General features: G+C 67.8%; 17 protein-coding genes. 13 read left to right on the top strand and 4 right to left on the bottom strand.

Annotated elements, in window-relative coordinates:
* The first annotated feature begins 346 nt into the window (after nt 1-346).
* The gene (gene leuA, locus NGJ44_RS04335; protein ID WP_053244259.1) at nt 347-2,056 is read left to right on the top strand and encodes a 2-isopropylmalate synthase; all 1,710 of its coding nucleotides are present in this window, start codon (nt 347-349) and stop codon (nt 2,054-2,056) included.
* Nucleotides 2,057-2,146: 90 nt separating this feature from the next.
* Here leuA and NGJ44_RS04340 read toward each other — a convergent pair whose 3' ends face one another.
* Complete coding sequence (locus NGJ44_RS04340) at nt 2,147-3,478, bottom strand: amidase (RefSeq protein WP_251863202.1); 1,332 nt, start codon at nt 3,476-3,478, stop codon at nt 2,147-2,149.
* A gap of 292 nt (nt 3,479-3,770) precedes the next feature.
* Between NGJ44_RS04340 and NGJ44_RS04345 the strand changes: the two genes are divergently transcribed.
* The 6 genes from NGJ44_RS04345 (at nt 3,771) to NGJ44_RS04370 (ending at nt 9,814) form a co-directional block, all read left to right on the top strand.
* On the top strand, nt 3,771-4,784 hold the full coding sequence (locus tag NGJ44_RS04345; protein ID WP_251863203.1) for a substrate-binding domain-containing protein: 1,014 nt from the start codon (nt 3,771-3,773) through the stop codon (nt 4,782-4,784).
* A gap of 40 nt (nt 4,785-4,824) precedes the next feature.
* The gene (locus NGJ44_RS04350; protein ID WP_251863204.1) at nt 4,825-5,622 is read left to right on the top strand and encodes a phosphodiesterase; all 798 of its coding nucleotides are present in this window, start codon (nt 4,825-4,827) and stop codon (nt 5,620-5,622) included.
* Between the two features lie 123 nt (nt 5,623-5,745).
* Nucleotides 5,746-6,801 (top strand): ABC transporter ATP-binding protein, encoded by a 1,056-nt coding sequence (locus NGJ44_RS04355; RefSeq protein WP_251863205.1) that lies wholly within the window; start codon nt 5,746-5,748, stop codon nt 6,799-6,801.
* A gap of 32 nt (nt 6,802-6,833) precedes the next feature.
* Nucleotides 6,834-8,129, top strand: coding sequence for an ABC transporter substrate-binding protein (locus NGJ44_RS04360; RefSeq protein ID WP_251863206.1), 1,296 nt, complete (start codon nt 6,834-6,836; stop codon nt 8,127-8,129).
* Between the two features lie 12 nt (nt 8,130-8,141).
* Nucleotides 8,142-9,017 carry a carbohydrate ABC transporter permease gene (locus NGJ44_RS04365; protein WP_053244256.1) on the top strand — a complete coding sequence of 292 codons (876 nt, stop codon included), beginning with the start codon at nt 8,142-8,144 and terminating at the stop codon, nt 9,015-9,017.
* Nucleotides 9,014-9,814, top strand: a complete 801-nt coding sequence (locus NGJ44_RS04370; RefSeq protein WP_251863207.1) for a carbohydrate ABC transporter permease — start codon at nt 9,014-9,016, stop codon at nt 9,812-9,814. Before NGJ44_RS04365 ends, NGJ44_RS04370 begins: the two co-directional genes overlap by 4 nt.
* A gap of 84 nt (nt 9,815-9,898) precedes the next feature.
* Here the strand turns inward: NGJ44_RS04370 and NGJ44_RS04375 are convergent, their stop codons facing one another.
* Entirely contained in the window at nt 9,899-10,216 is a 318-nt protein-coding gene (locus tag NGJ44_RS04375; RefSeq protein ID WP_053244254.1) for a hypothetical protein, read from the bottom strand.
* An 82-nt stretch (nt 10,217-10,298) separates the two neighbouring features.
* Complete coding sequence (locus NGJ44_RS04380) at nt 10,299-10,646, bottom strand: DUF1840 domain-containing protein (protein WP_053244253.1); 348 nt, start codon at nt 10,644-10,646, stop codon at nt 10,299-10,301.
* 236 nt (nt 10,647-10,882) lie between these two features.
* On the opposite strand from NGJ44_RS04380, the gene argS reads away from it, so the two are divergent.
* From argS to NGJ44_RS04410, 6 genes are all read left to right on the top strand, one after another.
* Nucleotides 10,883-12,568: an arginine--tRNA ligase gene (argS, locus tag NGJ44_RS04385; protein ID WP_251863208.1), complete on the top strand. Its 1,686-nt coding sequence runs from the start codon at nt 10,883-10,885 to the stop codon at nt 12,566-12,568.
* A 9-nt stretch (nt 12,569-12,577) separates the two neighbouring features.
* On the top strand, nt 12,578-13,303 hold the full coding sequence (locus NGJ44_RS04390; RefSeq protein WP_251863209.1) for an SPOR domain-containing protein: 726 nt from the start codon (nt 12,578-12,580) through the stop codon (nt 13,301-13,303).
* Between the two features lie 76 nt (nt 13,304-13,379).
* Nucleotides 13,380-14,009, top strand: coding sequence for a thiol:disulfide interchange protein DsbA/DsbL (locus NGJ44_RS04395; protein ID WP_251863210.1), 630 nt, complete (start codon nt 13,380-13,382; stop codon nt 14,007-14,009).
* Nucleotides 14,010-14,132: 123 nt separating this feature from the next.
* Nucleotides 14,133-15,023 (top strand): IS110 family RNA-guided transposase, encoded by an 891-nt coding sequence (locus NGJ44_RS04400; RefSeq protein WP_251863211.1) that lies wholly within the window; start codon nt 14,133-14,135, stop codon nt 15,021-15,023.
* Between the two features lie 327 nt (nt 15,024-15,350).
* Nucleotides 15,351-16,577 (top strand): ABC transporter substrate-binding protein, encoded by a 1,227-nt coding sequence (locus NGJ44_RS04405; protein ID WP_053245334.1) that lies wholly within the window; start codon nt 15,351-15,353, stop codon nt 16,575-16,577.
* Entirely contained in the window at nt 16,544-17,542 is a 999-nt protein-coding gene (locus NGJ44_RS04410) for an alpha/beta hydrolase (protein ID WP_251863212.1), read from the top strand. The genes NGJ44_RS04405 and NGJ44_RS04410 overlap by 34 nt, the downstream gene beginning before the upstream one ends.
* Nucleotides 17,543-17,557: 15 nt before the next feature.
* On the opposite strand, the gene metC is transcribed toward NGJ44_RS04410, so the two are convergent.
* Complete coding sequence (gene metC, locus NGJ44_RS04415) at nt 17,558-18,742, bottom strand: cystathionine beta-lyase (RefSeq protein WP_053245336.1); 1,185 nt, start codon at nt 18,740-18,742, stop codon at nt 17,558-17,560.
* Nucleotides 18,743-18,816 lie beyond the last annotated feature (74 nt).

An 18,816-nucleotide genomic window follows, 5' to 3' on the forward strand; every position in this document is an offset into this window, starting at 1 on the left:
CCTTTTCATTTGCATGTTTGCAGGAAATGTGTTTGACTTACGTCCTATGGCCGCCCAACGCACCTTCCCCGCGATTGCCTCCGGACGCTTCAGCGCCCCGGTCGCCGGCCTGCGCGCGGCTTTCTGCGCCGCCTCTTCCCTCGCGCTATCGCTATACCTACCGATCGGTTGCCGGGCCTAGCGCCCCGTGGTAGCTCGGCAGCCGCACGCTCGCCACACGCGTTTTCTCCCTTTTTTCCTGAATCCTGCCGGTCTTTGACCAGACCCAGGCAAAAAACATGGCCTGCGGCCGCCATCGGGCCGCCTGCCGCGCCGGGATTCAAAAGATACCGACCGAGGTGTAGTGATGATGCTTGCCAACCCCGCCACCAAATACGTTCCCTTCGCGCCGTTCGCCCGTGATTTCTCCGAGCGCACCTGGCCGAGCCGCCGCATCACCAAGGCGCCGATCTGGATGAGCACCGACCTGCGCGACGGCAACCAGGCCCTGATCGAGCCCATGAGCGTCGAGCGCAAGCTCCGCTTCTTCGAGCAGCTCGTGAAGATCGGCTTCAAGGAAATCGAGGTGGGCTTTCCCTCCGCCTCCCAGACCGATTACGACTTCGTCCGCAAGCTCGTCGACGAAAAGCGCATCCCCGACGACGTCACCATCATCGTGCTGACGCAGTCGCGCGAAGACCTGATCGCCCGCACGGTCGAATCCGCCGCCGGCGCCAAGCAGGCCATCGTCCACTTGTACAACGCCTGCGCCCCGGCGTTCCGCAAGATCGTGTTCAACATGAGCAAGGACGAAATCAAGAACATCGCCGTCACCGGCACGCGCCTGGTCAAGCAGCACATGGCCAAGCATCCCGAGACGCAATGGCGCTACCAGTACTCCCCGGAAGTGTTCAGCACCACCGAGCCGGAATTCGCGCTGGAGGTTTCCAACGCCGTGGCCGACGAATGGCAGCCCACGCCGGACTGCAAGATGGTGCTGAACCTGCCGGCCACCATCGAAGCCACCACGCCCAACCTCTACGCCGACCAGATCGAGTGGATGCACAAGAACCTGGCGCGCCGCGACAGCATCGTGCTGAGCGTGCATCCCCACAATGACCGCGGCACCGCCGTGGCGGCGGCCGAGTTCGCCGTGATGGCCGGCGCCGACCGCATCGAGGGCTGCCTGTTCGGCAGCGGCGAGCGCACCGGCAACGTGGACCTGGTCACGCTGGCGCTCAACCTCTACACGCAGGGCGTGCACCCGGGCCTGGACTTCTCCGACATCGACGAAGTGCGCCGCTGCGCCGAGTACTGCAACCAGTTGCCCGTGCACCCGCGCCACCCCTACGCCGGCGATCTGGTCTTCACGGCCTTCTCGGGTTCGCACCAGGACGCCATCAAGAAGGGTTTCGCGCAGCAGAAACCCGACGGCGTCTGGGAAGTGCCTTACCTGCCCATCGACCCCGCCGACCTGGGCCGCAGCTACGACGCCGTGATCCGCGTGAACAGCCAGTCGGGCAAGGGCGGGGTGTCGTACCTGCTCGAACAGGAACACGGCCTGGTGCTGCCGCGCCGCCTGCAGATCGAATTCAGCCGCGCCATCCAGCGCGTCACCGACGAAACCGGCCGCGAAGTCACGGCCGACGACGTGCACACGATCTTCAGCCGCGAATACCTCGAACAGAAGGCGCCCTGGAAACTCATCCGCCATCGCATCGACGGCAATCCGGCCGGCGGCGAAGGCCAGCTTTTCAGCATCGAGGCCGAGCTGGAATTCAACGGCGAGCGCCGCGTGGTGCGCGGCAAGGGCGACGGCGCCATTTCCGCCTTCGTGGCGGCGCTGGACGTGCCCGTGCGCATCATGGACTACCACGAGCACGCCATCGGCACCGGCACCGGCACGCGCGCCGCCTCCTACGTCGAACTGCGCGTGGGCGATTCGGGCACCGGCTTCGGCGTGGGCATCGACCGCGACATCGTCACCGCGTCGTTCCAGGCCGTGCTGAGCGCCGTCAACCGCCACCTGAATACGGGCGTGGACATCGGCGAAACGCAGGCCGCGGAAGCCGCCTGACGCCCGGGCGTCCCGCGCCGGCCCGCCGCCCGCGCGGCGGCCCCAAGAACAAGGCCCGCCTCGGCGGGCCTTTTCTTTGCTGCGCGGCGTTCAGCCGCGGGGCCACACGTGCGAGCCGCCGATATCGGGCCCGCCCGCCGCCTCCAGCAGCTTCTGGTGCGCCCAGGCGCCGATGGCGAGCAGGCGATGGTCGTCGTGGCGCCGGCCGACCATCTGCAGGCCCACGGGCAGCCCCTGCGGCCCCGTGGCGAAGGGCAGGTGCAGGCAGGGCAGGCCGAACAGCGTCCAGGCCCGGCAGAACTGCGGGTCGCCCGTGCCCAGGTCGGCGAAAGGCGCTTCGCCGCTGGCGCTGGGAGCGAGCAGCACGTCGTGGCTTTCGAACCAGTTGTCCACGCGGGCCCGCGCCTGCGCCGCCCGCTCCAGGTTGCGGATGTGTTCTTCCGCCGTGATGCGCGCACCGGCCTCCAGCATGGCCAGCAGCTTGGGACTGATCTGGCCGCCGTGGGCCAGGCGTTCGTAGGCCAGCGCCTGCGAGGCCTCGTAGGCCATGACGTCGGCGTGCAGCTGCACCAGCGCGGCATGCTCGGACGGCAGCGCCACCTCTTCGACGCGGGCGCCCATGCGCGACAGCGTGGCCGCGGCCTGCGCGTACGCCTCCTTGGTTTCGGACTGCGCGTGGCGCCATTGCAGGCTGCGGTACATGCCGATGCGGGGCTTGGCGTCGTAGGCCAGGTCGCGCATGCGCGCATCGCGCATCAGCACCGAGGCGAAGAGCGCCACGTCGGGCACCGAGCGCGCGAAGCCGCCGACCGTGTCCAGCGACTCGGCCAGCGGCTTGACCCCCGCGCGCGTGATGGCGCCGAACGTGGGCTTGAAGCCCACGATGCCGCAATAGGCGGCGGGCCGGATGATGGAGCCGGCGGTCTGCGTGCCCAGCGCGAAAGGCACCATGCTGTCGGCCACCGCCGCGGCCGACCCGCTGGAAGATCCGCCGGGCGTGTAGGCCTCGTTGCGCGGGTTGCGCGTGGGGCCCGGCACGTAGGACGCGAATTCCGTGGTGACGGTCTTGCCCAGCACAATGGCGCCTTCGGCGCGGCAGATGGCCACCGAGGCCGCATCGGCCGCGCTGCGGTGGCGCTCGTAGATGGGCGAACCGTAGCAGGTGGGCAGGTCGACGGTGTCGAACAGGTCCTTGACGCCGATGGGCAGGCCGTGCAGCAGGCCGCTCACCGCCCCGCGGTCCAGCTCCTGGGCCCGTTCCAGCGCCGCGTCTTTTTGCAGCGCCGTCCAGGCGTGGATGGTGCCCTCGCGCTGTTCGATGCGCGCGAAGCATGCGCGCACGAGCTGCTCCGCGGTCAGTTCGCGCCGCTGCAGCTTGTGCGCGGCTTCGAGCGCGCCAAGTCTGTTCAAGGCAATGGCCATTTAGTCCTATTCCTCTTTGCCGGAGCCGCGCGCCATGCGCGGCCAGTGCCACACGCTATCCGGTCCCCTCGACCGCAGGCCGCGCGGATTGGCTGCTCCGCGTCTTGCCCTGCCCCGCGCGCGCCGAGTCAATTGGGAAAAATACCGAATCATGCGATTTCCCCTGGAGAAACTGCGCGCCCAAGCCTTGTTTTGTTGCGTGCGCACCAGCATAGCGCAAACGCGCGCAACACAAAGTTCATATTTGCCCTATATGATGAAATCGTTTTCATCTAACGGGCTCATTCCGGGCATGGCTACGCGTACCTCGCCCCGTTTTTCCATTATCGAAGTGGCGCGCAAGGCCGGCGTATCGCCGGCCACGGTGTCGCGCGCGTTCAACCAGCCCGAAATCGTCCATCCCGACACCCTGGCCCACATCCGCAGCGTGGCCAAGCGCGCGGGTTTCCGCCCCAACCGCGTGGGCCGCAGCCTGCGCTCGGGCAGCACGCGCACCATAGGGCTGATCCTGCCCACGCTGTCCAACCCCGTATTCGCGGAATGCTTCGAAGGCGCCGAACGGCGCGCCCGGCAGTCGGGCTACAGCGTCATGCTGACGGCCACCGGCTACGACCCGGCGGTGGAATCCGCGGCCGCGCAGGGGCTGATGGATCACCAGGTGGACGGCCTGATCCTCACCGTGGCCGACGCGGCGCGCAGCGCCACGCTGGACGATCTGCGGCTGGCGGGCGTTCCCTATGTGCTGGTCTACAACGAGTCGACCTCCCATCCGTACTCCTCGGTCGACAATCGCGCAGCGGCCAGCGACATGGTGGCCCACCTGGCCGCGCTGGGGCACCGGCGCATCGCACTGGTCACGGGTCCGCTCACCGCTTCCGACCGCGCGCGGCGCCGCCTCATGGGCGCGCGCGCCTGCGCCAAGCGGCTGGGGCTGGAAACCGTGGAGCATATCGCCATGAAGTCCCACACGGGCAGCGACGCCGAGGCGCTCAAGCGGGCCCTGCGGGGCAAGCGCGCGCCCACGGCCCTGTTCTGCTCCAACGACCTGCTGGCCACCGCCGTAATTGCCGACCTGGTGGCCCTGGGCCTGTCGGTGCCCGCGGACATCTCGGTCTGCGGCTTCGACGGCATGCGGTTCGGCGCGCTGCTCACGCCGCCGCTGACCACGGTGGCCCAGCCCAGCGACGGCATCGGCGAGGCCGCCTGCGCCAACCTGCTGGCGCAGATCCAGGGCCAGAAACCGCAGTCCAGCCGGCTGCCCCACTGCATCGTCGTGGGCGGCACCGCCGCTCCCGCGCGCAAATAACCCTCCAACACGATACACAGCAGTTATCCACAGAAGCGCCATGCTCATCGCACAAATCACCGACCTGCACATGCGCTCGCCCGGAGACAAGGCCTACGGCGTCATCGACCCGGCCGCCTTCCTCGACCAGGCGGTGCGCACCCTCAATGCGCTCGCGCCGCGCCCCGACTGCGCGCTCATTACGGGCGACCTGGCCGACCTCGGCCGGCCCGAACAATACGCCGCGCTGCGCCAGGCGCTGCAAGCGCTGGAGATTCCCTATTTCCTGCTGCCTGGCAACCATGACGACCGGGAGGAACTGCGCGCCGCGTTTCCCGATCATGGCTACCTGCAGGGCACGGGCGCCTTCGTGCAGTACGCCGTGGACTGTTACCCGCTGCGCATGCTGGCGCTGGACACCGTGGTGCCCGGCAAGAGCCACGGCGAGCTCTGCCGCGAGCGGCTGCAATGGCTGGACGACCGCCTGGCCGAACAGCCCGGCCGGCCCACGCTGGTGCTGATGCACCATCCGCCCTTCCAGACGGGTATCGAGCACATGGACGACATCGGCCTGCTCGAAGGCGCGCGGGAGCTGGAGGCCATCGTATCGCGCTACCCCAACGTGGAACGCGTGCTGTGCGGCCATCTGCACCGCACGATCTTCCAGCGCTTCGGCGGCACCATCGCGTCCACGTGCCCGGGCACGGCGCACCAGCTCGCGCTGGAACTGGGTCCGCGCCCCGCGCTGCGCTACATCATGGAGCCGCCCGGCTATCAGCTGCACTGGTGGAGCGACGGCCGCCTCGTCACCCACCATGCTGTCATTGGGGATTACCCCGGCCCGTATCCTTTCGAATGACGCGGGGCTTTAGACTACGCGCTATTGGCCCTTTGCCACATATCCGTCATGTTTGCGCTGCACAATGAAAAGGTTTTCATCGCACGCAGGCCACGGATCTGATAACGAGATCTACGAGACAGCATGTCATCCATTGTTCTGGACAAGCTCACCAAGCAATACGCCGGCGCCGCCGCCATTCAGGATGTGAGTTTCACGGTGCCCGCCGGCAGCTTCACGGTGCTTCTCGGCCCTTCCGGCTGCGGAAAATCCACCACGCTGCGCATGATCGCCGGGCTCGACACGCCCACTTCGGGCACGATACGCATCGGCGACCGCGACGTGACCAACCTGCCTCCGGCGCAGCGGCGCATTTCCATGGTGTTCCAGTCGTACGCGCTGTTCCCGCACCTGTCGGTGCGCGAGAACATCCTGTTCGGCCTGAAAGTGCGCAAGGAGCCGGCGCGCGACTACGACCGCCGCCTGCAGCGCGTGGCGACGCTGCTGGGCCTGACGCACCTGCTGGACCGCAAGCCCGCGCAGCTTTCGGGCGGCCAGCAGCAGCGCGTGGCGCTGGGCCGGGCCGTGATTTCCGAGGCGCCGGTATGCCTGATGGACGAGCCGCTCTCCAACCTGGACGCCCAGCTTCGCCACGAGATGCGGCGCGAGATCCGCGCCCTGCAGCAGAGCCTGGGCATCACCATGGTGTATGTCACGCACGACCAGACCGAGGCCATGAGCATGGCCGACCAGGTCGTGCTCCTGCGCGGCGGGCGCATCGAACAGCTCGACACGCCCGACGGCCTGTATGCGCGTCCGGCCAGCGAATTCGCGGCGCGCTTCATCGGCACGCCGCCCATGAACCTCATCAGCCTCGCGCCCAAGGACGGCGCGATGGCGGTGGCCGGGGCGCCCGGCGCCGTGATCGACGGCGCGCCGGCGCAGGCGTCCAAGCTGGGCGTGCGGCCGGAGCACATCCGCATCGACGGTTCCGGCATCGCCGCCACGGTGGAGAGCGTGGAGTATTTCGGCGCGGATTCCATCGTGGTGTGCCGCGTGGGCGATTCGGCCGGCGTGGCCGTGCGCGTGGGCGGCCACCTGCGCGCCCAGCCGGGCGAGAACCTGCGGCTGGCATGGCCGGCCGGGCAGCAGCATTTCTTTGCCGCCGATTCGGCGGTCATCGACACCAACGGGCGCTGAAGACGCCTCATCCACAGGAAAGGAAACACGACATGCGACGCACCGTACTGAAGACCCTGGCCGCCAGCCTGGCCGCCGCCTGCCTGTCGCTGCCCGTCCAGGCGCAGAACAAGCCGGTCGAGGTGGAGTTCTACTACCCCGTTGCCGTGGGCGGCCCGATCACCAAGATCGTCGACGACATGGTGGCGGATTTCGAGAAAGAAAACCCCGGCATCAAGATCAAGCCCATCTATGCCGGCTCGTACCAGGACTCGATCGCCAAGGCGCTGACGGCGCTCAAGGGCGGCACGCCGCCGCAGCTCGCGGTGCTGTTGTCGACCGACATGTTCACGCTGATCGACGAGGACGCCATCGTTCCCATCGACAGCCTGGCCAAGAGCGAGGAAGACAAGAAATGGCTGGGCGGCTTCTACGACGCCTTCATGCAGAACAGCCGCACGGGCGGGCACACCTGGGGCGTGCCGTTCCAGCGCTCGACCATCGTCATGTACTACAACAAGGACCTGTTCAAGGCCGCCGGACTGGACCCCGAGCGCGCCCCCGCGACCTGGGACGAACTGGTGGAGTACGGCAAGAAGCTCACCAAGCGCGACGCCTCGGGCAACACCACGCAGTGGGGCATCGAGATCCCGTCGGGCGGCGCGTTCGCGTACTGGCTGTTCCAGGCGCTCACGACGCCCAACGGCGCGATCCTGATGAACGAGGAAGGCAACAAGACCTTCCTGGACAAGCCCGAAGTCATCGAAGCCGCCGAGTTCTGGCACGACCTCTCGGCCAAGCACAAGATCATGCCCCCGGGCACGATCGACTGGGGCACCACGCCCAAGGACTTCCTCGAGAAGAAAACCGCCATCATGTGGACCACCACGGGCAACCTGACCAACGTGCGCAAGAACGCCGATTTTCCGTTCGGCGTGGCGATGATGCCCAAGAAGAAGCGCGGCGGCAGCCCCACCGGCGGCGGCAATTTCTATATCTTCAAGAGCGGCACGGCCGAGCAGCAGCAGGCCGCGCTGAAGTTCGCCAAATGGGCCACCAGCCCGCAACGCGCGGCCGACTGGAGCATCGCCACCGGCTACGTGGCCGTGACGCCGGCCGCCTGGGAAACCGACAAGATGAAGAAATACGCACAGGAAGTGCCGGCCGCCACGGTGGCGCGCGACCAGCTCGACGTCAGCGTGGCCGAGTTCTCCACGCATGAGAACCAGCGCGTGACCAAAGTGCTGAACGACGCCCTGCAGGCCGCGCTGACCGGCTCCAAGACGCCCAAGCAGGCGCTGACCGACGCGCAGCGCGAGTCCGACCGCATCCTGCGTTCCTACAAGTAGACCCCAAGCACGATGAGCCGCTCTTTGAATGCGCTTTATGGCTGGCTGCTCCTGCTGCCGGCCATCGTGCTGCTCGCCGCGTTCACGCACTATCCGGCGCTGGCGACGCTGTGGCACAGCTTTTTCTCCACGCCCAAGGGCGCGCGCCCCGCGCGCTTCGTCGGGCTGGAGAACTACGCGGTCATGCGCGACGACCCCGTGTTCTGGCAGTCGCTGTGGAACAACCTCTGGTTCGCCCTGGGCACCATCCCGACCTCGATCGGCATTGCCCTCATCATGGCGCTCTGGGTCAACCGCAACCTGCGCGGGCGCGGTTTCCTGCGCATGGCCTACTTCACGCCCACCGTGCTGCCCATGGTGGCGGTGGCCAACATCTGGCTGTTCTTCTACACGCCGCAGTACGGCCTGATCGCGCAGGTGATGCAGATGTTCGGCATGCACGGCCAGAACTGGCTGGGCAGCCGCGACACGGCGCTGCCGGCGCTCATGGTGGTGACCATCTGGAAGGAATCGGGCTTCTTCATGATCTTCTACCTGGCCGCGCTGCAGACGGTGTCGCCGTCGCTGCGCGAAGCGGCCATGCTGGAAGGCGCCTCGCGCTGGCAGTACTTCCGGCGGGTGCTGTGGCCGCTGCTCATGCCGACTACGCTGTTCGTGCTCATCAACGCGCTCATCAACGCCTTCCGGCTGGTGGACCACGTGGTGGTCATGACGCGCGGCGGGCCCGACAACGCCAGCACGCTGTTGCTGTATTACATCTACCAGGTCGGCTTCAGTTTCTGGGACACCGCCTATGCGGCCACGCTGACCGTGGTGCTGCTGGTGGTGCTGGCGCTGACGGCGCTCGTCAAGTTCCGCTGGCTGGACCGCAGGACGCACTACCAATGAGAGACAAGCTCGATACCCTGGGCGCCTGGGCGCTGGGCCTGCTGTGGATACTGCCGCTGGCCTATGCGGTCTGGGCAGCCTTCCACCCGCCCGCGTACGCCACGCGCTTCGAACCGTTCGCCCCGCTCACGCTGGACAACTTCCGGCAGGCCTGGCACGCGGCGCCGTTCCCGCGCTATTTCCTCAACACCTTCTTCCTGGTGACGATGGTGCTGACGGCGCAGCTGGTGCTTTCCACGCTGGCGGGCTACGCCTTCGCGCGCTTCGAGTTCCGCGGCCGCGATTTCGTCTTCATGCTGGTGCTGCTGCAGCTGATGATCATGCCCGACGTGCTGCTGGTGGAAAACTACCGCTCCATGAGCCAACTGGGCATACGCGACACGGTGTTCGCCATCGGGCTGCCGTATTTCGCGTCGGCCTTCGGCATCTTCCTGCTGCGCCAGACCTTCAAGACCGTGCCGCGCGAGCTCGAGGAGGCCGCCCGCATGGAAGGCGCCAATGCGCTGCAGGTGCTGATGAAGGTGTACGTGCCGCTGGCCAAGCCCATTTACGTGGCGTATGGGCTGGTGTCGGTGAGTCACCACTGGAACAACTTCCTGTGGCCGCTCATCATCACCAACTCGGTGGAATCGCGCCCGCTGACCGTCGGCCTGCAGGTGTTCTCCTCGACCGACCAGGGCATAGACTGGTCGGTCATCACGGCGGCGACGCTGATGTCGGCCGCGCCGCTGCTGATCGCGTTCCTGCTGTTCCAGCGCCAGTTCGTGCAGTCGTTCATGCGCGCGGGCATCCGCTGACGGAGCCGCCTCGCGCCGGCATGCGCGGCGCGGGACCGGCCTGCCCGGCTCCTGCGCCGCCGTCTCCCTGCCCGCGGCCGGCCGTCAGTAGCCTACCGTCAGGCCGGGCAGGTCCACCGTGATGCGCGGGCGCTCCAGCGCCAGGGCCAGGTGCTCGGCGAATTCCCGGCTTTCTTTTTCGTCCGACAAAAGCGTGTCATAGCCCAGCGCGTCGGCCACGCCCAGCACCTTGTCGAGCAGCAGCACCTTGCCGCTGGGACGCAGCGGCTCGCAGCCCAGGGTTTCCCAGGCGCTGTCGAACCAGTCGCGCGCGTCGCTCTGGCGCTGGGGGGAGGGTTCCACGTAAGCGACCAGATCTACCGATCGCCGGGCGTCGAAAACAATGGTGATGTCGCTGCGCATGCGTTGGGCTCCTTGGAAGCGCGTCGAGGCGGAAAGCGTAGGCAAAAACGGCCGAACGGAATGTCCGTCCGGCGACATTGCGCTACCAGCCCCGCGAAACCTCCCAGGTGACCTCCACGCCCGCCTCCTGCGACTGGCGCATCATGTCGAGCAACGGAAAAGCGCGCTCTTTCAGGCCCACGACGCGCGCCATGGGCGGAACCGGCGCCTTGTCGTCGTCTTCCTCGTGCTCATCCTCGTGGGCATGCTGGTAGGCCTCGATCGCGCGCTCTATTCCGCGAATGGCCGGCCCCAGTTGCTCCACGGTGAAGACACCGCGCTCGGGGATCTTGTCTCCGAAGGACTTGCCTGCCGCCTGCAACAGGGCGACGGCATGGTCGGTGATCATGAGGACTTCCGCCACGACCTTGGAGTGAAAGGTAATCAGCATATTCGCGTCTCCTGCTGCAAAGGATGAGTATTTCAATACACTACCGCAACGCCCAGGGGATGCCAACCGGACCCGTTACGGGGGGGTTCCCGGCCGATTCAAGCTATGATTCGGGAGATTCCCGCGGCGGACGGCCCTGCGGCGGGCGCTCACGCGGCGGGCGGCCCGCCCGCGCCCCGGCGCCTTGTCCCGCGCTCCGCAGCCCCGCCGCTTCTTCAGAACTTCTCCAGACGCCCATGCTCCCCGAGCAACAGAAACAACTTATTTCCCTGATCCAGTCCGCCGTGGCCCAGGCCGTCCCCGACGCCCGGGCCGAGGTGCAGCTCGAGCGCCCCAAGGTCGCCGCCCACGGCGACGCCGCCACCAACGTGGCCATGCAGCTCGCCAAGCCTGCCCGCCGCAACCCGCGCGAGCTGGCCCAGTCCATCGTGGACGCCCTGATGGCCGACGCCCAGGCGCGCGCGCTGGTCGAAAGCGCCGAGGTCGCCGGCCCCGGATTCATCAACCTGCGCCTGACCGCGGCCGCCCGCCAGGCCGTGATCGCCGCCGTCGCCGGACAGGGCGAGGCTTTCGGCCGCGCGCCCCGCAACGGCGAGAAGATCCTGGTGGAATTCGTGTCGGCCAACCCCACCGGCCCGCTGCACGTGGGCCATGCCCGCCAGGCCGCCCTGGGCGACGCGATCTGCCGCCTGTACGACGCCAGCGGCTGGGACGTGACGCGCGAGTTCTACTACAACGACGCCGGCAACCAGATCAACAACCTGGCCATCAGCGTGCAGGCGCGCGCCCGGGGCCTGTCCACCGATTCCCCCGAATGGCCGGCCGACGGCTACAAGGGCGACTACATCGTCGACATCGCACGCGACTTCCAGGCCGGCAAGACCATCCAGGCCAGCGACGGCGAGCCCGTGACGGCCTCCGGCGACATCGACAACCTGGACGACATCCGCCGCTTCGCGGTGGCCTACCTGCGCCGCGAGCAGGATCTCGACCTCCAGGCGTTCGGGCTGGCTTTCGACAATTACTATCTGGAAAGCTCGCTCTACACTTCGGGCCGGGTGGAAGCCACGGTGCAGGCCCTGATCGCCGGCGGCCACACCTATGAAGAGGGCGGCGCGCTCTGGCTGCGCACCACCGAGCTGGGCACGGGCGACGACAAAGACCGCGTCATGCGCAAAAGCGAGGGCGGCTACACCTATTTCGTGCCGGACGTGGCCTACCACAAGGCCAAATGGGAACGCGGCTTCCACAAGGCCGTGAACATCCAGGGCAGCGACCACCACGGCACCGTGGCGCGCGTGCGCGCCGGCCTGCAGGCCCTGAACGAAGGCATACCCAAGGACTACCCGGCCTACGTGCTGCACAAAATGGTCAAGGTGATGCGCGGCGGCGAAGAGGTGAAGATCTCCAAGCGCGCCGGCAGCTACGTCACCATGCGCGACCTGATCGACTGGGTGGGCCGCGACGCGGTGCGCTACTTCCTGATCCAGCGCCGCGCCGACACCGAATTCGTGTTCGACGTGGACCTGGCCCTGTCCAAGAGCGACGAAAACCCCGTCTACTACATCCAGTACGCCCACGCCCGCATCTGCTCGGTGGTGAACAATGCCGGCGTGCCGGCGGCCGGCATCGCCGCCGCCGACCCCTCCCTGCTGACCGCGCCCACCGAATTCGCCCTCATGCAGCGCCTGGCGGAATTCCCCGGCATGGTGGCCCTGGCCGCCCAGGAGCTCTCGCCGCACCACGTCGCCTTCTGGCTGCGCGACTGCGCCTCGGATTTCCATGCCTGGTACAACGCCGAGCGCGTGCTGGTCGACGATCCGGCGCTGAAACTGGCGCGCCTGCGCCTGGCCGCCACCACGCGCCAGGTCCTGGCCAACGGGCTGCAGCTGCTGGGCGTGTCCGCGCCCGAGCGGATGTAACATCGGGACATGGCAACCAAGCAAAAAACCTCCCGGCGCTCCGGCGGCCGACGCTCCGGCGAGAGCGGCAGCACCCTGTACGGAGCGCTCGCCGGCCTGCTGCTCGGGCTCATCGTGGCGGCGGTGGTGGCGTTCTATGTCACCAAGGCCCCCGTTCCCTTCGTGGACCGCGCCAGCCGCCAGGATTCGGGCGGCAAGCTGCCCGACCCGCGCCAGGCGCCCGACCCCAACGCCGGACTGTACGGCCGCGACGGCGCGGCGGGCCCGCCGCCCAGCGGCCCCACGGCCACGGCGCCGGCCCCGCTGCCCGGAACCGGGCCTGCGGCCAACGGCGGCGACGCGCCGGCCGGCAAGACCGACGATCTCGGCGCCCTGATCGCCACGCTGCCCAGCGCTGGCGCGGCCGCCGGGGCGCCGGCCGCCAACGTGCCGCCCACGCCCATTTCCAAGGCGGCGCCGGCGCCCGCCGTCCCCGCCAAGCCCGCCGCCGCGGCCCCGGCGGCCACGGGCACGTATTACCTGCAGGCCGGCGCTTTCCGCGGCCAGGAAGAGGCGGAATCGCTCAAGGCCCGCATCATCCTGCTGGGGCTGCCGGTGGCCGTGCAGCGCGCCACCGTGGACGGCAAGCCGCTGAACCGCGTGCGCGTCGGCCCCTTCGCCCGCCTGGACGACATGAACCGGGCACGCGGCAGGCTGGGCGAAAACAAGATCGAAACCGCCGTGGTGCGCCAATGACGCAGTGCGCCGGCGGGCAGTGAACCAAACCGGCCCGTCCGTGGTCTGTAACGCTTTCATCCAGGAAACCCGCAACATGCTGTCGACCAAGCTTCTTCGCCTCCTTGCCGCCGCCGCCCTGACCGCCACGGCGTTCTTCAGCGCCGCCAGCCATGCGCAGGGCGCGCAACAATATGTCGCCATCAATCCGCCGCTGCCCTCCGACACCCCGGGCAAGATCGAGGTGCTGGAATTCTTCGCCTACACCTGCCCGCACTGCGCCGCGATGGAGCCGCTGGTCGAAGACTGGGAAAAGACGGCGCCCCAGGACGTGGTGCTCAAGCGCGTGCCCATCGCCTTCAATGCCGGCATGAAGCCGCTGCAGCAGCTCTACTACACGCTGCAGGCCCTGGAGCGCCCCGACCTGCACGCCAAGGTTTTCACCGCCATCCACGGCGAACACAAGCGCCTGTTCGACAAGAAGGCCATGGGCGAGTGGATCGCCACGCAGGGCGTGGATCGCGCCAAGTTCGATTCCGTGTTCGATTCGTTCAGCGTGCAGACCCAGGTCGAGCGCGCCAACCAGCTCGCCAACGCCTACCGCATCGAGGGCACGCCGTCGTTCGCCGTCGGCGGCAAGTTCATGACCTCGCCCGTGATGGCCGGCAACAGCTACGAAGGCGCCCTGAAGGAAGTGAACCGCCTCATCCCCATGGCCCGCCAGTAGCAAGGCCGACAGCAAGCGCCGGCCGCCGCCGCGAAAGCCCCGCAAGGGGCTTAATGAGATGGTCAGCCCGATCCCCACGAAGCGGTACGCTGAGTGGGGATTGTTCTTTCTGGGAGACCTCTCATGAACACCGTCACGCTGATTGGTATCGATCTGGGCAAGCATAGCTTCCATCTGCACGGGCAGGATGAGGGTCACCAGGCCAAGCTGATCTCGCCCCAGTTTGTGCGCCCCTTTGTGCAGGGCAACAAGAACGACTTCGCCGATGCGCAGGCGATCTGCGAAGCCGCCTCGCGTCCAAGCATGCGGTTCGTGAGCGTTCGCAACGAGGCCCAGCAGACCGTCTCGGCGCTGCACCGTGTACGGGAGTCGCTGGTACGCGAGCGCATGGGCGTGATCAACCAGCTTCACGCCTTTTTGCTGGAGTTCGGCATCAGCCTACCCCGTGGCCAGGCAATCATCCGGCGCCTGCCGGCGGTGCTGGCCGAGCATGAGCTGCCGCCCCGGTTGGTGGCACTGCTTGAACGGCTGCAAACCCATTTCAAGTATCTGGACGAGCAAATCGCCCAGATCGAGCGCGAGTTGTGCCAGCAACTGCGCGAGGATGAACGCAGCCAGCGGCTGCTGGAGATCCCCGGCATCGGGCCGATCACGGCGAGCGTGCTGATGACAGAACTAGGCGATGCGCAGCAATTCGGTTCGGCACGCCAGTTCGCCGCCTCGGCAGGCCTGGTGCCACGGCAGTACAGCACGGGCGGCAAGCCCACGCTGCTGGGCATTAGCAAACGCGGCGACAAAAACCTCAGGCGGCTGCTGGTGCAGGGTGCACGAGCGATCATGCAACGCGTCGAGCAGCGCACGGACCGGCTGGGCATCTGGGTGCGCGAGCTGCTGGCAAGGCGCCACTCGAACGTGGTGGCCTGTGCGCTGGCCAATAAATTGGCGAGGATAGCCTGGGCCATCCTCGCCAACGGAACGAACTACCGAAGTCAGCAGGCTGTAGCAGCAGCCTGAGCTTCATCACCGTTTTACGCTGTCACTTCCTGGTTTTGCGACGCGAGTACGTGAAGACATAAACGGCTCAACGGCCTGGCAAAAAACCTGGCAAAGAATCCAGCACCTAGATGCTGAGGGCTTTTTTGAGGTTTGCCGGGCGCGACTCTCATCATGGAGCGGGGGACCTGTCCCCAACCGACTCCGAATAGATTTGAGCAAGCCCAATTTACGCCAACACGAACTTGCTTGCAAAAATCGGGCTGACCATAGATTCTTTGGGCCGGCGCTACACTGCCTGCACAACAAGACCCGCCGTCTTCCGGCGGCGCACAGAGGGTGGAGACCATGAAGACACACATGCTGCGCAGCCGCGCGGCGCTGGGCCTGTGCCTGGCGCTGGCCGCATTTTCCGCGTCCGCCAACGACGCCGACGGCGTCAAGATCGGCGTGCTGACCGACATGGCGGGCGTCACGGCCGACGCCACGGGCAAGGGCTCGGTGGAGGCCGCCCGGCTCGCCATCGAGGAAATGGGCGGCTCGGCGCTGGGCAAGCCCATCACCCTGATCTCGGGCGACCACCAGCACCGCCCCGACATCGGCAGCGGCATGGCACGCAAATGGTACGACGCCGACGGGGTGGACGTGATCGTGGACGTGCCCAACTCCGCGGTCGCACTGGCCGTGCAGGGCGTGGCCCGCGAAAAGAAGAAGCTGCTGCTGGTATCCAGCGCGGGCACCACCGCGCTCTCGCAGGCCCAGTGCTCGCCCTACGGCATCCAGTGGACGTACACCACGTATGCGCTGTCCCGCGGCACCGCGACGGCCGTGGTCAACGAGGGCGGCAAGCGCTGGTTCATCCTCGCGTCCGACTACGCCTTCGGCAAGCAGCTCGCCGCCGATACGCAGGCGGTGGTGCAGGCGCACGGCGGCGAAGTGGCGGGCACGGTGTACCACCCGCTCAATGCCTCCGATTTCGCGTCCTTCCTATTGCAGGCGCAGGCTTCCAAGGCGCAGATCATCGCCATCGCGAACGCGGGCGGCGACACGATCTCGGCCATCAAGCAGGCAGCGGAGTTCGGCATCGCGGCCGGCGGCCAGAAGCTCGCCGCCATGCTGCTCCTGCTGACCGACGTGCACAGCCTGGGCCTGGCCGTCGCCCAGCACACCTACCTGACCGTGCCGTCGTACTGGGACATGAACGACGGCACGCGCGCCTTCACCCGCAAGTTCCAGCAGCGCGTGGGGCATCCGCCCACTTTCCTGCAGGCCGGGGTGTACGGCTCGGTGCGGCACTACCTGCGCGCCGTGCAGGCCGCCGGCACCACGGACGCCGACGCGGTCATGGCGAAAATGAAGTCCCTGCCCATCAACGACCCGTTCAGCCTGCATGCGCACATCCGCGCGGACGGCCTGGTGGTGCGCGACATGCTGCTCGCCCAGGTGAAGACGCCCGCGCAGTCCACGCAGCCTTGGGATTATTACCAGGTCGTGCGCACCATTCCCGGCGACGACCTCGCCTGGCCGCTGTCGCAGAGCGAATGCCCGCTGGTCAGGCAGGGAGGCAGGCCGTGAGCGGGTCTGCCCCGACGGACGAGCCCATCGCCCTGGCCGACGTAGGCAGCTTCTATGCGGGTGGCCGGGCGGTGCGCATCGAAGGCGAGCCCGTGCGCGAGATCGCCTTCACGCGCGCCGCCTCGCTGTCCTACGACCCCAACGGCCTGTACCGCTTCGAGCAGGCCTACGTGCAATATTTCGTTCCGGCCCGCCTGGCCCAGCCGCTGCCGCTGGTGCTGCTGCACGACGGCGGCATGACGGGCGCGATGTGGGAGCACACGCCGGACGGCCGCCCCGGCTGGCTGCGGCATTTCCTGCGCCAGGGCCATGCCGTGTACGTGGTGGACAACGTGGAGCGCGGCCGTGCCGGCTGGGCGCCGTTCACGCAGGTATGGCCGGACGCGCCCATCATGCGCACCGCCGAGGAAAGCTGGTCGCTGTTCCGCTTCGGCCGCGCCGAAGACTTCGCCAGCCGCCGCGCCTTCGACGGCCAGCGCTTTCCGGTGGCGGCGTTCGATGCCTTCCTGCCGCAGGCGGTGCCGCGCTGGCTGGGCAACAACGACGCGGCGCTGCGCGGGTTCTGCGCGGCGCTGGACCGCATCGGACCCTGCCTGGTGCTGGCGCACAGCCACGGCGGCGAAGTGGCGTTCCGCGCCCTGCACGAAAGGCCGGCGCTGGTGCGCGGCCTGATCGGCATCGAGCCCTCGGGCTTTTCCGAAGCCGTGCAGGCGGCCGCCGTAACGGACAAGCCCTTCCTGTTCGTGTACGGAGACTACCTGGACGCCACGCCGCTATGGACGCGCCTGGCCGCTTCCGGCGAAGCCTATGCCGCCGCCCTGGCGGCGCAAGGCGCGCGGGTCGAGATGTGGAAACTCGCCGACATGGGCATCGCCGGCAACTCGCACATGCTGATGATGGACGACAACAGCGAGGAACTGGCCGCCCGGGTGGGCGGATGGATCATGCGGGCGCGGGCCGCCTGAAGCCCGCGCCGCCGGTCAGCGCTGCGCTTCGTCCAGCGCGCGGCCCAGATCCTCGATGAGGTCGTCGGGCGACTCCAGGCCGATGTGCAGCCGCACCAGCGCATTGTCGCCCTCGCCCCAGTAGCGGTGCTTGGCCAGGTCCTTGGGCGAGACGAGCTGCACCAGGCTTTCGTAGCCGCCCCAGGAAAAGCCGATGCCGAACAGGGTGAGGCCGTCGACGAAGCGGCGCGCCTGCTCCGGGCTCAGCCGCAATTCCACCGACAGCATGCCGTTGGACCCCAGGCAGTCGCGCTGCCACAGCGCGTGGCCGGGATCCGCGGGCCAGGCCGGATGGAAGATGCGCACGGTTTCCGGCCGCGATTGCAGGAACTTGCAGACCTCGAGCGCATGACGCGCGTGCTGCGCCATGCGGATGGGCATGGTGCGCACGCCGCGCAGCGCCAGCCAGGCATCGTCGGCGCTGATGGCGTAACCCATGGCGTACTGCGTGCGGTTGAGTTTCCTGGCGATGGCCGCGTCGTTGGTGACCACCGCGCCCAGCATCAGGTCGGAATGCCCGCCCACGTATTTGGTGCCGGCAATGACGGACACCTGCGCGCCCAGCGACAGCGGCCGGTAGATGTAGCCCGAACCCCAGGTGTTGTCGGTGGCCAGCGCCAGCCCGTGGCTTTGCGCGAAAGCGGCCATGGCGCCCATGTCCAGCATCTCGAAGAGCAGCGAACCGGGCGATTCCACATAGAGCAGGCGCGTGTCGGGGCGCACCAGCGCCTCCAGGTCGTCGTCCGCGGAAAAGTAGCTGATCTCGATGTTCATGCGCTTGAGCACCGCGTCGTCGAGCTCGCGCATGGGGCCGTAGACGCAGTCGGAGATCAGCGCGTGGTCGCCGGCCGAGCACAGGGCCAGCATTACCATCGTCATGGCCGACAGGCCGGAGGGCGCCAGATAGCAGTGGGTGCCGCCCTCGAGCTGCTTGAACACGTCTTCGAGCGCGGCATGCGTGTCCATGCCCATGCGGCCGTAGGTGATGGCGCGCTCGCCGGCGGCCTTGCGGCGCTGCGCGGCCTCGAGCGAGGCCAGGTCGCGGAACCGCACGGTGCTCGCGCGCATGGAGGGCAGAGGCACGGGCGCGGCGCCGTTTTCGGGGTCGAACGGGGCCGTGCCCGCATGCTGAAGAACCGTATCGATATGCTTGTTGTGCATCGTCAGGAAGTGCTCTCGGGTGAATGTTCCGGCGCCGCGCACGCCCTGCCGCGCGGCATGCGCCGCCGCCAGGC

The organism is Achromobacter sp. Marseille-Q4962 (assembly GCF_943737005.1).
Lineage (GTDB): Bacteria > Pseudomonadota > Gammaproteobacteria > Burkholderiales > Burkholderiaceae_B > Achromobacter.

Bases quoted from the DNA above. Each gene is read 5' to 3' on its own strand.
- NGJ44_RS04405 (WP_053245334.1), top strand. From the start codon at position 15,351: ATGAAGACACACATGCTGCGCAGCCGCGCGGCGCTGGGCCTGTGCCTG.
- NGJ44_RS04350 (WP_251863204.1), top strand. From the start codon at position 4,825: ATGCTCATCGCACAAATCACCGACCTGCACATGCGCTCGCCCGGAGAC.
- NGJ44_RS04370 (WP_251863207.1), top strand. From the start codon at position 9,014: ATGAGAGACAAGCTCGATACCCTGGGCGCCTGGGCGCTGGGCCTGCTG.
- leuA (WP_053244259.1), top strand. From the start codon at position 347: ATGATGCTTGCCAACCCCGCCACCAAATACGTTCCCTTCGCGCCGTTC.
- NGJ44_RS04395 (WP_251863210.1), top strand. From the start codon at position 13,380: ATGCTGTCGACCAAGCTTCTTCGCCTCCTTGCCGCCGCCGCCCTGACC.
- NGJ44_RS04360 (WP_251863206.1), top strand. From the start codon at position 6,834: ATGCGACGCACCGTACTGAAGACCCTGGCCGCCAGCCTGGCCGCCGCC.
- NGJ44_RS04355 (WP_251863205.1), top strand. From the start codon at position 5,746: ATGTCATCCATTGTTCTGGACAAGCTCACCAAGCAATACGCCGGCGCC.
- NGJ44_RS04340 (WP_251863202.1), bottom strand. From the start codon at position 3,478: ATGGCCATTGCCTTGAACAGACTTGGCGCGCTCGAAGCCGCGCACAAG.
- NGJ44_RS04345 (WP_251863203.1), top strand. From the start codon at position 3,771: ATGGCTACGCGTACCTCGCCCCGTTTTTCCATTATCGAAGTGGCGCGC.
- NGJ44_RS04400 (WP_251863211.1), top strand. From the start codon at position 14,133: ATGAACACCGTCACGCTGATTGGTATCGATCTGGGCAAGCATAGCTTC.
- NGJ44_RS04375 (WP_053244254.1), bottom strand. From the start codon at position 10,216: ATGCGCAGCGACATCACCATTGTTTTCGACGCCCGGCGATCGGTAGAT.
- NGJ44_RS04380 (WP_053244253.1), bottom strand. From the start codon at position 10,646: ATGCTGATTACCTTTCACTCCAAGGTCGTGGCGGAAGTCCTCATGATC.
- argS (WP_251863208.1), top strand. From the start codon at position 10,883: ATGCTCCCCGAGCAACAGAAACAACTTATTTCCCTGATCCAGTCCGCC.
- NGJ44_RS04410 (WP_251863212.1), top strand. From the start codon at position 16,544: ATGCCCGCTGGTCAGGCAGGGAGGCAGGCCGTGAGCGGGTCTGCCCCG.
- NGJ44_RS04390 (WP_251863209.1), top strand. From the start codon at position 12,578: ATGGCAACCAAGCAAAAAACCTCCCGGCGCTCCGGCGGCCGACGCTCC.
- metC (WP_053245336.1), bottom strand. From the start codon at position 18,742: ATGCACAACAAGCATATCGATACGGTTCTTCAGCATGCGGGCACGGCC.
- NGJ44_RS04365 (WP_053244256.1), top strand. From the start codon at position 8,142: ATGAGCCGCTCTTTGAATGCGCTTTATGGCTGGCTGCTCCTGCTGCCG.